Annotated in this window: 13 protein-coding genes and 1 tRNA gene; 4 read left to right on the top strand and 10 right to left on the bottom strand. The window is 66.9% G+C overall.

What is annotated here, in order from left to right; translation table 11 throughout:
- The first annotated feature begins 15 nt into the window (after positions 1-15).
- On the top strand, positions 16-456 hold the full coding sequence (locus AC06E9_RS11975) for an FKBP-type peptidyl-prolyl cis-trans isomerase (RefSeq protein WP_152151496.1): 441 nt from the start codon (positions 16-18) through the stop codon (positions 454-456).
- 10 nt (positions 457-466) lie between these two features.
- On the top strand, positions 467-1,714 hold the full coding sequence (locus tag AC06E9_RS11970; protein ID WP_478056129.1) for a TIGR03862 family flavoprotein: 1,248 nt from the start codon (positions 467-469) through the stop codon (positions 1,712-1,714).
- Positions 1,715-1,821: 107 nt separating this feature from the next.
- On the opposite strand, the gene AC06E9_RS11965 is transcribed toward AC06E9_RS11970, so the two are convergent.
- The 8 genes from AC06E9_RS11965 to AC06E9_RS11930 form a co-directional block, all read right to left on the bottom strand.
- Positions 1,822-2,283, bottom strand: a complete 462-nt coding sequence (locus AC06E9_RS11965) for a GNAT family N-acetyltransferase (RefSeq protein WP_478056198.1) — start codon at positions 2,281-2,283, stop codon at positions 1,822-1,824.
- Between the two features lie 14 nt (positions 2,284-2,297).
- Positions 2,298-3,920, bottom strand: a complete 1,623-nt coding sequence (locus AC06E9_RS11960; RefSeq protein ID WP_121041723.1) for an FMN-binding glutamate synthase family protein — start codon at positions 3,918-3,920, stop codon at positions 2,298-2,300.
- 31 nt (positions 3,921-3,951) lie between these two features.
- A complete protein-coding gene (locus AC06E9_RS11955; protein ID WP_478056128.1) occupies positions 3,952-5,238 on the bottom strand; it encodes a nucleotide sugar dehydrogenase in 1,287 nt (428 codons plus the stop codon).
- 303 nt (positions 5,239-5,541) lie between these two features.
- Entirely contained in the window at positions 5,542-5,997 is a 456-nt protein-coding gene (locus tag AC06E9_RS11950; protein ID WP_478056127.1) for a BLUF domain-containing protein, read from the bottom strand.
- A gap of 107 nt (positions 5,998-6,104) precedes the next feature.
- On the bottom strand, positions 6,105-7,148 hold the full coding sequence (locus AC06E9_RS11945) for a TraB/GumN family protein (RefSeq protein ID WP_478056126.1): 1,044 nt from the start codon (positions 7,146-7,148) through the stop codon (positions 6,105-6,107).
- 96 nt (positions 7,149-7,244) lie between these two features.
- Positions 7,245-7,331 (bottom strand) — tRNA-Leu (locus AC06E9_RS11940).
- Between the two features lie 64 nt (positions 7,332-7,395).
- On the bottom strand, positions 7,396-8,805 hold the full coding sequence (gene hemN, locus AC06E9_RS11935) for an oxygen-independent coproporphyrinogen III oxidase (protein ID WP_478056125.1): 1,410 nt from the start codon (positions 8,803-8,805) through the stop codon (positions 7,396-7,398).
- Between the two features lie 44 nt (positions 8,806-8,849).
- Positions 8,850-9,287, bottom strand: coding sequence for a group III truncated hemoglobin (locus AC06E9_RS11930; protein WP_121041712.1), 438 nt, complete (start codon positions 9,285-9,287; stop codon positions 8,850-8,852).
- A gap of 188 nt (positions 9,288-9,475) precedes the next feature.
- Here AC06E9_RS11930 and AC06E9_RS11925 point away from each other — a divergent pair, with 188 nt between their 5' ends.
- Positions 9,476-9,769, top strand: a complete 294-nt coding sequence (locus AC06E9_RS11925; protein ID WP_121041710.1) for a hypothetical protein — start codon at positions 9,476-9,478, stop codon at positions 9,767-9,769.
- A 107-nt stretch (positions 9,770-9,876) separates the two neighbouring features.
- The gene (locus tag AC06E9_RS11920) at positions 9,877-10,866 is read left to right on the top strand and encodes a 4Fe-4S dicluster domain-containing protein (RefSeq protein WP_478049909.1); all 990 of its coding nucleotides are present in this window, start codon (positions 9,877-9,879) and stop codon (positions 10,864-10,866) included.
- Between the two features lie 55 nt (positions 10,867-10,921).
- Here the strand turns inward: AC06E9_RS11920 and AC06E9_RS11915 are convergent, their stop codons facing one another.
- On the bottom strand, positions 10,922-11,170 hold the full coding sequence (locus tag AC06E9_RS11915; protein WP_088433206.1) for a hypothetical protein: 249 nt from the start codon (positions 11,168-11,170) through the stop codon (positions 10,922-10,924).
- Positions 11,171-11,441: 271 nt separating this feature from the next.
- Positions 11,442-11,903, bottom strand: coding sequence for a BLUF domain-containing protein (locus AC06E9_RS11910; RefSeq protein ID WP_282261190.1), 462 nt, complete (start codon positions 11,901-11,903; stop codon positions 11,442-11,444).
- Positions 11,904-12,027 lie beyond the last annotated feature (124 nt).

Genomic DNA, 12,027 nt, shown 5'->3' with positions numbered 1-12,027 from the left:
ATCCGGAGCCCGCCCATGCGCCGTCTGCCGCGTTACCTGCTCGCCCCCCTGATGTTGTCGCTGCTGGCTGCCTGCACCCCGCCCGGCCCGCCGCCCGGTGGCAGCATCGCGCAGTTCGAGAAGATCGATACCCAGCCGGGCACCGGCGCCGAGGCTACGCCCGGCAGCAAGGTCACCGTGCATTACACCGGGTGGATCTACGACGAGCGCACCGCCGACAAGCATGGCGACAAGTTCGACAGCTCGGTCGACCGCGGCGAGCCCTTCACCTTCAACCTCGGCCAGGGCCAGGTCATCAAGGGTTGGGACGAGGGCTTTGCCGGCATGAAGGTCGGCGGCAAGCGCACCCTGATGATTCCGGCCGAGTATGGCTACGGCGCACGGGGTGCCGGCCCGATCGCGCCGAACGCCTCGCTGGTGTTCGATGTTGAACTGCTCGACGTCAAGCCGCGTTGATCCTGCCTGCATGAGCATTGCCGTGAACACCCCACGCCGGGTCGCGATCATCGGCGGCGGCCCCGCCGGCCTGATGGCGGCGGAAACCGTGCGCGCTGCCGGCCACACGGTCGATCTGTACGAAGCCAAGGGATCGCCCGGGCGCAAGTTCCTGATCGCCGGCAAAGGCGGCCTAAACCTGACCCACTCCGATGCGCGTGAGGTGTTCGTCTCGCGCTACCGCGAGCGCGCGGAGGCAGTGGGCGGCTGGTTGGCCGATTTCGATGGCGAGGCGCTGCGTGCCTGGGCGCTGGCGTTCGGCGTGGACACCTATGTGGGTAGTTCGGGACGTGTGTTCCCGGTCGACCGCAAGGCCGCCCCGCTGTTGCGCGGCTGGGTGCGCCGGCTGAAGGAACAGGGGGTGCGCTTCCACGTGCAGCACCGCTGGACTGGCTGGGATGACGCGGGCGCACTGCGCTTTGAGACCCCCGAGGGCACGACCACGATCACGGCCGATGCGGTGGTGTTCGCGCTCGGCGGTGGCAGTTGGCCGGAGCTCGGCTCGGATGGTGCGTGGGTGGCGCCGATGACCGCCAGCGGCATCGACATCGCCCCGCTGAAGCCGGCCAACTGTGGCTTCGACATCGGCTGGACGCCCTACTTCAGCGAGCGCCAGGCGGGTGCCCCGCTCAAGCCGGTGGTGGCGCACTGGACCGACCTGCAGGGTGAAGCGCGCTCGCTGCAGGGCGAATGCGTGATCACCGCGACCGGCATCGAAGGCAGCCTGATCTACGCGCTGTCGGCCGATCTGCGCGACGGCCTGGCCCGCGACGGCCAGGTGACCCTGCAGCTGGACCTGCTGCCGGGCCAGACCGAAGCGCAGGTAGCGGAGAAACTGGGCAAGCCACGCCAGGGCCGAAGTTTCGGCGAGGTCCTGCGCCGCCAGCTGGGCCTGGGCGGGGTCAAATCCGCGCTGCTGTTCGAGGTACTGGGTCGCGAGGCCGGGCAATTGCCGCTGGACCAGATCGCGCATGCGCTCAAGCGCCTGCCGCTGGCCCTGCAGCACCCGCGCCCGATCGATGAAGTGATCAGCACCGCCGGCGGCGTGCGCCTGGAAGCGCTGGATACGCAGCTGATGCTGCGCGGGCGCCCGGGCACCTTCTGTGCCGGCGAGATGCTGGACTGGGAAGCGCCGACCGGCGGCTATCTGCTGACCGCCTGCTATGCCAGCGGGCTGCGCGCCGGGCGTGGCGTGGTGGCGTGGTTGGCGCAGGCGTGAATCGAGAGGTGCCGGCCAGCGGCCGGCACTACCGAGGTAGTGCGCACCGTGGCGTGCCGGACCGCCTGTCAGGACATGCAATCGGTAGTGCCGGCCGCTGGCCGGCATCAGCGCCCGCGCTGCATCCGCACCGAGGCGAGCGACACGCCGCTGGGGTGCGGGTAGTCCTCCTCGCGCAGCGCTTCAAAACCACAGCGACGATAGAACGGGACCGCATTGAGCGAGGCCGAGAGCACCAACGGCCGCGCCGGATCCGAAAGCGCCTGCATGGCCTGCATCAAGGTCAGGCCAATGCCACGGCCGCCGCAGTCGGGATCGACGAACAATGCATCGATCTCGTTGCCAGCCAGATCGATTACGCCGTAGCCCAACAGCGCGCCATCGGCATCTTCGGCAATCACGCCGCCGCCGGCGGCGAGCAGCGCGCGGTAGTGTTCCGGCGGCGGTGAGGCCGACCACGGCCCGATCACCTCCGGCGGATAGGCCGCGCTGCACAGTTCACGTACGCAGCGCGTGCGCAGCAGCCACAGTCTGTCCGCCTCCTCGGCACGGCCAACGCGCAAACGCACGTCGCGCGCATCGGTCATCGCGATTTGCTCGTCCGCAGCGCCTGGATGCGCGCCGGCGGCTGGAACGAATCGCTGCGCGCATCGGCCCAGTAATCGTGGAAGACCGCATGGTCGGGCACTTTGCGCAGCAGCTCGCCCGGGGCCAGATAGCGGTACAGCGAGGCCAGTGAGCGGATTTCCACCGGCGAGACGCGGCGCAGGATGTGCTCCGGGCCCAGCTCGGAAGGATCGTTCAAGCCGGCCGCGCACAGCAGGTCGCGCAGCGCGCGCAAGGTGTTCTCATGGTAGTTATGCACGCGCGTGGCCTTGTCGGCCGCGTCCAGGTGACGCCAGCGATGCGGGTTCTGAGTGGCGATGCCGGTCGGGCATTTATCGCTGTGGCAGCTCAGCGACTGGATGCAGCCCAGCGCGAACATGAAGCCACGCCCGGCATTGCACCAGTCCGCGCCCAACGCGATGGTGCGTGCGATCTCGAAGGCACTGGTGACCTTGCCCGCCGCACCCACACGGATGCGATCGCGCAGGTCCAGCCCGACCAGCGTGTTGTGCACCAGCAACAGCGCTTCGTGCATCGGCACCCCCACGTGATCGATGAACTCGGCCGGCGCCGCACCGGTACCGCCCTCGGCGCCATCGACCACGATGAAATCCGGCAGCAGCCCGGTTTCCTGCATCGCCTTGGCGATACCGAACCACTCCCAGGGGTGACCGATGGCCAGCTTGAACCCGACCGGCTTGCCGCCGGACAACTCCCGCAGCCGCGCAACGAACTGCAGCAGTTCCACCGGCGTATTGAACGCGCTGTGCTTGGACGGCGATACGCAATCCACGCCCATCGGCACGCCACGGGTGATCGAAATCTCTTCGCTCACTTTCGCCGCCGGCAGCACGCCGCCATGGCCGGGCTTGGCGCCCTGCGAGAGCTTGATCTCGATCATCTTGACCTGATCATGGGTGGCGTTGGCGACGAACTTCTCTTCGCTGAAACCACCGGCATCGTCACGGCACCCGAAGTAACCCGAGCCGATTTCCCAGACCAGGTCGCCGCCCATTTCGCGGTGATACGGCGAAATCGAGCCTTCGCCGGTGTCGTGATAGAAGCTGCCACGGCGCGCGCCTTCGTTGAGGGCGCGGATCGCGTTCGCCGACAACGAGCCGAAGCTCATCGCGGAGATGTTGAACACACTGGCCGAATACGGCTTGGCGCAGTTCGGGCCGATCTGGATGCGGAAATCGTGGTGGCCGATCTCGGTCGGCGCCAGCGAATGGTTGATCCACTCGTAGTCCACCGCATAGGTGCTGCGCAGCGTGCCGAACGGCACCACGTCCATTTCATTCTTGGAGCGCTGGTAGATCAGCGCGCGCTGCTGGCGCGAGAACGGCACATCCTCCAGATCGCTCTGCACGAAGTACTGGCGGATCTCCGGCCCGATCGATTCCAGCCCGTAGCGGAAGTGCGCCATCACCGGATAGTTGCGCCGCAGCGTGCTGCGCTTCTGCAGCAGATCCCAGGTGCCCAGCAGCACCAGCAACGCCGTCACGCCGACGCCCCAGTACCAGGCGGGCCAGATCGTGGCCAACCACACGCAGACCGGGAACAACAGGATGGCGAGCAGATACGCGAGATAGCGATGCATGGCTTTCCTCAATCAATAGCTGCCCCCGAGTCTACAGGCGGTCGTCCACCACTTCCCGGGGCCACACGGATTTGACGTCGTACACCACACCGCCCGGCGTGAGCAGCGCGCGCACCTGCGCGGCGTCGAAGGCACGGAAACGATCATGCGCCACCGCCAGCACGACGGCGTCATAGCCGGCCGCATCCGGGGCGTCGACCCAGCGCACGCCCGCATCGGCCAGTGCGGCCGGCCCGACCCACGGGTCCTGCACGTCCACCCGGGCGCCACAGGCCTGCAGGCGCTGCGCCAGTTCCAACGCGCGGCTGTTGCGCAGGTCCGGGCAGTTCTCCTTGAAGGTCACCCCCAGCACCAGCACGCGTGCCTGCGCGACATCGATGCTGCGCGATGCCAGCAGTGCCAGCACGCGTTGTGCGACATGCTCGCCGACCCGGTTGTTGACCTGGCGCGCGGTGTGGATCAGGTCCGGGTGATACCCCATGCTCTCGGACTTGTGCAGCAGGTAGTACGGGTCCACGCCGATGCAGTGGCCGCCGACCAGGCCGGGGCGGAACGGGAGAAAGTTCCACTTGCTGCCGGCCGCATCCAGCACGTCCTGGGTATCGATGCCGAGCCGATCGAAGATCAACGCCAGCTCGTTGACCAGCGCGATGTTGACGTCGCGCTGGATGTTCTCGATCACCTTGGCCGCTTCGGCCACGCGGATCGAGGGCGCCGGCCAGGTGCCGGCCGTGATGATGCCCTTGTACAAGGCATCGACCACGGCGGCGACTTCCGGCGTCGAGCCGGAGGTGATCTTGCGGATGTCCGGCAACCGTCGTTCGTGGTCGCCCGGATTGATCCGTTCCGGGCTGTAGCCGCAATAGAAATCGACGTTGAAGCGCAGCCCGGATCCCGCCTCCAGCAGCGGCACGCAGACTTCTTCTGTCGTGCCCGGGTAGACGGTGGATTCGTAGATCACGATGTCGCCCGGCGTGAGCAGACCGGCGATCAGGGTGCTGGCACTGCGCAGCGGCCCCAGATCGGGCTGCTCGTGCGCATCGATCGGGGTGGGCACGGTCACGATGTAGACATTGCACCCGGCCAGCTGCGAAGGATCGGCGGTGTAGCGGGCATGCACCGCGGCAGCGAGCTCGTCGGCTTCCAGCTCCAGGGTGTGATCCACGCCACGCTGCAGTTCGGCCACCCGCGCGCTATCGATGTCGTAGCCCACCGTGGCCTGCTGCCGGCCGAAGGTCACCGTCAACGGCAGCCCAACGTAGCCGAGGCCGATGACCCCGATGCGCGCGGACACCGCGGCGGAAATGGCGTGCGTCATCGAGCGGCTCCGCACCGCGGAACCGGGCCAGCCATCAGGCGGGGCATCATCAGGGAATACGTCATGCGATACGGAGCCGGGAGACAGGTGGTGCAAGACTAACGCGCCCGACCCTGCCCCACAAAGAACAAAGCCGCCGCCCGCGGAGAGTACGGACGACGGCCAAAGGAATAATGGTCCAGCTGCGGTTACTACCCTTTCAGACAGCCTCCAAGGGTAAACCCCGCAAGACTGGTCACAGCTGGTAGAAAGAGGATAGGCGTGCAACCGTGATCATTGTGTTACGGCCAGCGTTGTTTTGCGTTACGAACCCAATGTCACTGCCGCCGGTTCCAACTCGCCGGAAACACCTGTCCATGCCTCCAGCAGACGACCAAACCCGGCGGGCATGTCGCCTTGCTCGGAACACCGCTGTTGGAACCCCTGCCAGGGCGCCTCGACGATACGCGCAAGCGCATCCGGTTCGAGCGCTGCCGACGCCATCGTCCATTGGGGGAAATGGCGGGTCTCCACTGATCCGCGCGCGAGTTCGCGCAGATTCGTATGGATGCGCGCGTTGAACACGCGCTGGAACACCGAATCGACACCGTCCTCCGGGCCTTCGAAGTACTGCAGGAAACACCGGCCGTCGAACATCAGCACGCCGGTCACGCCTGCCACTTTGTTGAACCCCATCGCTGCTCGCAGGATCTGATCGATATCAGACGTTTCGATTCCATCGATAGCGTCGCTGATATAAGCGACCGCATGCAGCGGCATGAAGGATTTCCGGAATGAACTGAAGCTGACTATGCCATGAAGTTTTCGCACTGGGTAGACATCGAATGTGCGCGCTGTCGCGTTACGAAGCGCCGGCGACTCACACCTCATTCCGGCGCTTGGACCTCATAGCCCCGGGCACGCAGCTGATCGGCGTAGCCTCCGGGCGTCAGCAGCGAGGTGACCGGGACAGTCGCGAAGGTGACCGCATTGCGCGCCAACGCCTCGCCGGCCATGGTCATCCATTTGCGGTGCGCCTGCGCATCGACATCGGTCAAGCCACGCCGCTGCCCAAAATCGCTGTTGGCCACGGCATCCACGCAGGCCAGGTACTGCCCTTTCACCGCCAGCCGCTCCAGCGCCTCGATATCACCGACCGACCAGGCATTGGCGCGCTCGGCCAGCAGCGGCAAGCCGTTTTCGACCACATCCAGGGTGCGGCGGAAGCACTCGACATCCTGCAAGGCAGTGCCGCGCACTTCCTTCAACGCCTGCCGCGGGTCGGCGATCTTGATCGCGACTTGGGTCGAGACCGGCGTGAGACCGTGCGCCTTGCTGGCCTTCTGCACGATCCTGGACACCGGTGAGGAACGGCCGAGGCCGACATCCTTCAGTGCGGCAGCATACAACTGCGTCGCAGCCACCAGCGGCCGGTCTTTCTCGATGCCTTTGTCGCGGCCGATGTGCCGCTGTTTGAGCACTTCCCAGCGCGCGTAGAGATCGGGCGGCAACACCTCGCGCAAGGTGCGTCCGTCGGGATCACGGGCAGCCTTCATCGCCGAGGGCAGCAAGGTCAGGCCGCGGAAGAAGCCCACGTCGGCATCCAATGCCCAGCCCGGCGAGCCGAGCACTTCCTGCGCACTGGCGATCACCGCCTGCACCTCGTCGGCGCGCCACTCCAGCTTGGCCGGCAGCGGCGAAACCGTCCCGAGAATCCACAGTGTGTGGCCCTGGCCGTTGCGGACCTGCCACATGCCTGGCCCGGGCTGCTCACCCGAGACCACCACCGGGGCGAGATCGATCACCTCGCCTGCGGGCTGCGCCGGCACCTGCGCCGGCACCTGCGTCTGGGCCTGCGCATGGGCCACGCCGCCCAACAGCAGCGCAACGCCCCACACCAGTGCTTTCCCTGCACGTACTGCGATTGCCATGTGGCGTGTCCGAGGTGAGTTGCTGCGCAGCGTACGGCGGCACGCGGCCGGCTGCGTAAAGTTTGCGTTGCGCGGGCAACACGTGAAACTGACCGTTGGTGCCCGGGGCCGGAATCGAACCGGCATGGGGTTGCCCCCGGCGGATTTTAAGTCCGATGCGTCTACCAGTTTCGCCACCCGGGCAACGGCGCGCATAGGGTGCCTGATCGCGCCCGGTTTTGGAATGCACGCGCCGCTGCGGGCCCGCTCAGATCGCGCGGGAATACCGCACGGGCTGGTCTGGCTGCATCAGATAGCGGTCGAAACACATCGCCAGCAGCCGCAGCAGTGGGCGCCCGCGCTCGCTCGCGCGCACCACGCCCTGCGCGTAATCGGCCAGGCCGTCCGCCTGCAGTGCCGCCAGCGCGCGCAATCCCTCGGCGAAATACGTCTCGAAGTCCACGCCGTGCCGTGCCGCCACGGCAGCCCCGTCCACTTCTCCCTGGCACATCAACTGGCCGATCACTTCCGCGCGCAGCACATCGTCCTGGTCCAGGGTCAGGCCGCGCCAGACCGGCAACCGCCCTGCATCGACCGCCGCTTCCCAGGCTGGCAGTTCACGCGGGTTCTGGCTGTAGGTCTCGCCGATGTGGCTGATCGCGCTGGCCCCCAGGCCCACCAGATCGGTATCGGCGTGCGTGGTATAGCCCATGAAGTTGCGGTGCAGTTGCCCCGCCCGTTGTGCCCGCGACAGGTCTTCCTCCGGCAACGCGAAATGATCCATGCCGATGTACTGATAGCCCGCCTCCGAGAGGCGCTGCACCGCCAGGCCCAGCAAGGCCAGCTTCTGCTCGGGGCTGGGCAGATCCGCATCGGCGATCTGGCGCTGCGCACGGAACAGGTGCGGCAGGTGCGCGTACCCATACACCGCCAGGCGATCCGGTCGCTCGCGCAGCACGGTTTCCAGCGTCTGCGCGAAACCGGCGAGTGTCTGCTTCGGCAGGCCGTAGATCAGATCCACATTGACCGAGCGCAACCCATGCTCGCGGCAGGCACGAAGGATATCTAGCGTGTCCTCCACGCCCTGCTCGCGGTTGATGGCCTTCTGCACGTCCGGATCGAAATCCTGCACGCCGAGGCTGGCGCGGTTGAAGCCCAGCTCGGCGAGCACCGCGATATCGGCGCGTGTGACAAAGCGCGGGTCGAGCTCGATGGAGAAGTCGCGCGCGGCCGCCGTGCTGAAGTTGAACCGCTGGCGCAGCCCATCGATCAACTCGCGCATCTGTGCCGGCGCCAGGAAGTTGGGCGTGCCACCGCCGAGGTGCAGCTGGATCACTTCGCGCGCCGGATCGAACTGCGGTGCCATCAGGTCCGCCTCGCTCAGCACGCGGGCCACGTAGCTGACGCCTTTGCTGTGATCGCGGGTGATGACCCGGTTGCAGCCGCAGTAGAAGCACGGGCTGCTGCAGTACGGCACATGCACGTACAGCGACAGCGCGCGGCCCCGGCGGTTGCTGTTCACGATGGCCTCGCGCAGGGCCAGCTCACCGTAGCCGTCATGGAAATGCGGGGCGGTGGGATAGGAGGTGTAGCGCGGGCCCGGCCGGTCGTGGCGACGCAGCAGCTCGGGATCGAAGTGCCAGGCGAGCCCGGCGGCGGCAGGCGAGAAGGTATCCATGCCGCCAGCTTGCGCATGCACGGGTGCGCACGCATTGCGTCAGATCAATTCACGCCCGGGCGACCCGCCATCGGCAGGCTCGGCCAGCGCAGCATCTGGAAGCGACGCCAGAAGGTATCGGCGATCCGCTCGGCGACATCATCGGCCAGCCGCTGCATCGGTGGATTGCCACATTCGGCGGTGGTCTGCCGGAACAGGGCCAGCCAGCGGTCGAACAGATCGCGATCCAGCTCATCCATGGCCATGTGCTTGGGCATCGGCGCCCCTTTGAAGCGCCGCGTGCCGCGCAGCATCGCCGACCAGAAATCGACCAGCTGCGCCAGATGCGCATCCCAGTCGTGGATCCGCGCCGTGAACACCGGGCCCAGGCGCGGCTCCTCGCGCACGCGCGCGTAGAAGTCATGCACCAGGCCGGTGACCTCCTCTTCGCTGCACAGGTCCAGCGCGGGATTGGGCAGCGCGTTGTCGGTGGGATCGGACATGAACACCCTCGGGCAGCAACGCCCAGCATCGGCGGCAGGGCCTGCCGCTGCCTTGATCAGGATCAATGAAGCCGGCGGCGAAGCCTTCTAGTCTGGGAGCTCGACAGGAAGCGCGCACTCGCGATCCCGGCCCCCGGTCGGCGCGAAGTATAGCCGTGCCCTGCCCCCTCCTCCTGACCGTGGCCGCAATGAACGACCTGCACGACCCGCCCGACGGCAGCCGCCGACGGCTGATCCAGCAATGGGGCGCCATCCTGTGGCCCAGCTTCGTCGCGGCTGGCCTGGCCAGCGTGGTGTTCTTCGCCTTTGTCGACCCGCTGCGCCTGCGCGACATCAGTTTCCCGCAACACGAGATCAGCCGCGAGTTGGGCTACACGCTGGGGTTCTTCATGTTCTGGGCGGTCACCGCCGCCGCCAGCGCGATCACCTGGTACCTGCTGCGGCCGATGCCCAGCGACGATGACGACCTGCCACTGGGGTGACCATGACAGACCGCCTCACCCTGCATCTGGTTGATCCCTCGCCCTCGCCCCCGCCGCCCGCCCCGGGCCGGCGCGCGCCGCTGCGCTGGCGGCCACTGCTCCCGGCGATGCTGCTGGCCGGCTTCTATCTCCTGCCGTGGCTGCGCTGGGAGGGTCGCCAGGCGCTGTTGTTCGACCTCACCGCGCGCCGCTTCGATCTGTTCGGCTGGACCCTCTGGCCGCACGACGTCGGCATCCTGCTGGGCCTGGCCGCCGTGCTGGCCACCGCACTGGTACTGCTCACCAACCTGGCCGGCCGGGTGTGGTGCGGCTACGGCTGTCCGCAGACCGTGTGGAGCCGGTTGTTCCGGTGGATGGATCAAGGCACCGCGCGCTGGCTGCCGGCCACAGGCGCAGCGCGTGCGGTCAAGCATCTGCTATGGCTGTTGGTAGCCGCGTGGACGGGCATCACCTTCGTGGGCTTTTTCAGCCCGATCCACGGCCTGGTCGGTACGCCGTGGCCACCGGTCTGGAGTGGCTGGGAAACGTTCTGGATCGTCTTCTATGCCGCAGCCACCTGGGGCAATGCCGGCTTCCTGCGCGAACACGTCTGCCGCGAGCTGTGTCCGTATGCGCGCATCCACGGCATGTTCTGCGACAACGACACGCCGCGCATGCAGTACCACGCACGCCGCGGCGAACCGCGCGGCCCGCGCGTGGCAGGGCTGGGCGGTGTCCAGGCGCGGGGCCGCGGACTGCTTGATCCCACCAGCGCCAGCGACTATGCGTTCCGCGCCGCGCACGAGGATATCGCCGGCCCGATGCCGCACTTCAGCGCCGATCGACTCGGCGATTGTCTGGACTGTGGGGACTGCGTCAGCGTCTGCCCGATGGCGCTGGACGTACGCGCCGGGCCGAACGCTGATTGCATCAGTTGTGGCGACTGCCAGGATGCCTGCGATGCGCGCATGCGTGCCTGGCAGTTCCCACCGGGATTGCTTCGTTATGCGCGTCCATCGGCCGTGCAGCACCGCCCGTCACGCTGGGTCCGCCCGCGCACGCTCGCCGCGGCCGGCACGCTGTTGGCGCTGCTGGCCATCGGTCTTCATCACCTGTAGTGGCGCCGCGTTGGCGGTTGTCCCCGTATCGTTTCCCCGGTCCCCCGACCCGGTTTCAGCGCGCGCGTGGGCGTACGCTGCGCGGCGGCACCAACTGGGCGCGCCGCACGATCCCCAACTGCTCAATGATCAACGCCAGCTCATTGGTGACACGGGTTCGCGCGGTGCCCTGCGCGGGTGGGACCAGGCGCTCGAGCACGCGCTGGTAGGTGGACCAGAATTCCGGGCCGCAGCCATGTTTCACGTAGCTGGCTTCCAGCTCGGTTCGCACTCCGTCAGCCAAGTCATGTTCGCCGTATTCCATACGACCTCCGTGGGACTTGCTTGCTTCAGGGACGACAAAACCCCCTCAGGGGGCGGATTCACTTCGGGTTCACCTAAAATTTGCACGGTCATCGCATTAAGTCAATTACCCGAAGGATAAAAGCCACGCCCCCGATGAACCGTTCATACAACGTCCGAACCCGTGCCTGCATCATGCAGGCCGGATACTGACAGCAATATGTCAGGGCGGCGCTCCCGATAATCCGCGCTTGGCCGCCACTCCCCGGGAAGCTGCACAGGGGCGGGCAATCTCACTCAGCCGCCGAGCGGCTCTCCTGCATACCCGCGCGCTCGGGCAGGTGCGGCGCGACGAACTGCATCAGACGCTCCATGGCACTGTCTGCCGGCGGTCCGCCCGCGGCGCGATCGGCAAACGCCTCCCACTCCCCGGCAGACAAAGTCTCGACCAAGGTCGGCTCCACGCCCAGCCAGCGCATGCTCCAGTAAGGAAAGTAGCGCGCAGGCACGCGGGCGTGACCGAGTTTGCGGATGTTCCGATGGCTGCGGGCCTGCAGTACGCGCTCGTGTACTGCCGACACCCCGTCATCCGGGCCTTCGAAGTACTGCAGGAAACGATTGCCATCGCAGAGAAGCACACCGGTGACCCCGGCCAGGCTGTTGAAGCGGATGGCATCCTCGACAAGTGCATCGAGATGCTCCGCAGACAGCGGGCCTGCAACGTCGCTGACATACGCGATCGCGCAAAGGGGCATGGGTAAACTCCGACGATTTCAAAGCACTATGCTGGCACTTTCAGGTATCTAAATAAAGCCGTTGCCTGAAGCATTCAGAACATACCTGAAACGAACGCCTCCCGTCCTGCACGCGGTCGCCGGT

The organism is Stenotrophomonas sp. Steno-Z10-BAI (assembly GCF_056393115.1).
The sequence above is the reverse complement of the archived record's forward strand: the minus strand, read 5'-3'. Positions and strand labels throughout refer to the sequence as shown.

Excerpts from the sequence above, each read along its gene's own strand:
- AC06E9_RS11975 (WP_152151496.1), top strand. The coding sequence starts at position 16 with ATGCGCCGTCTGCCGCGTTACCTGCTCGCCCCCCTGATGTTGTCGCTG.
- AC06E9_RS11970 (WP_478056129.1), top strand. The coding sequence starts at position 467 with ATGAGCATTGCCGTGAACACCCCACGCCGGGTCGCGATCATCGGCGGC.
- AC06E9_RS11960 (WP_121041723.1), bottom strand. The coding sequence starts at position 3,920 with ATGCATCGCTATCTCGCGTATCTGCTCGCCATCCTGTTGTTCCCGGTC.
- AC06E9_RS11955 (WP_478056128.1), bottom strand. The coding sequence starts at position 5,238 with ATGACGCACGCCATTTCCGCCGCGGTGTCCGCGCGCATCGGGGTCATC.
- AC06E9_RS11950 (WP_478056127.1), bottom strand. The coding sequence starts at position 5,997 with ATGCCGCTGCATGCGGTCGCTTATATCAGCGACGCTATCGATGGAATC.
- AC06E9_RS11945 (WP_478056126.1), bottom strand. The coding sequence starts at position 7,148 with ATGGCAATCGCAGTACGTGCAGGGAAAGCACTGGTGTGGGGCGTTGCG.
- hemN (WP_478056125.1), bottom strand. The coding sequence starts at position 8,805 with ATGGATACCTTCTCGCCTGCCGCCGCCGGGCTCGCCTGGCACTTCGAT.
- AC06E9_RS11930 (WP_121041712.1), bottom strand. The coding sequence starts at position 9,287 with ATGTCCGATCCCACCGACAACGCGCTGCCCAATCCCGCGCTGGACCTG.
- AC06E9_RS11925 (WP_121041710.1), top strand. The coding sequence starts at position 9,476 with ATGAACGACCTGCACGACCCGCCCGACGGCAGCCGCCGACGGCTGATC.
- AC06E9_RS11920 (WP_478049909.1), top strand. The coding sequence starts at position 9,877 with ATGCTGCTGGCCGGCTTCTATCTCCTGCCGTGGCTGCGCTGGGAGGGT.
- AC06E9_RS11915 (WP_088433206.1), bottom strand. The coding sequence starts at position 11,170 with ATGGAATACGGCGAACATGACTTGGCTGACGGAGTGCGAACCGAGCTG.
- AC06E9_RS11910 (WP_282261190.1), bottom strand. The coding sequence starts at position 11,903 with ATGCCCCTTTGCGCGATCGCGTATGTCAGCGACGTTGCAGGCCCGCTG.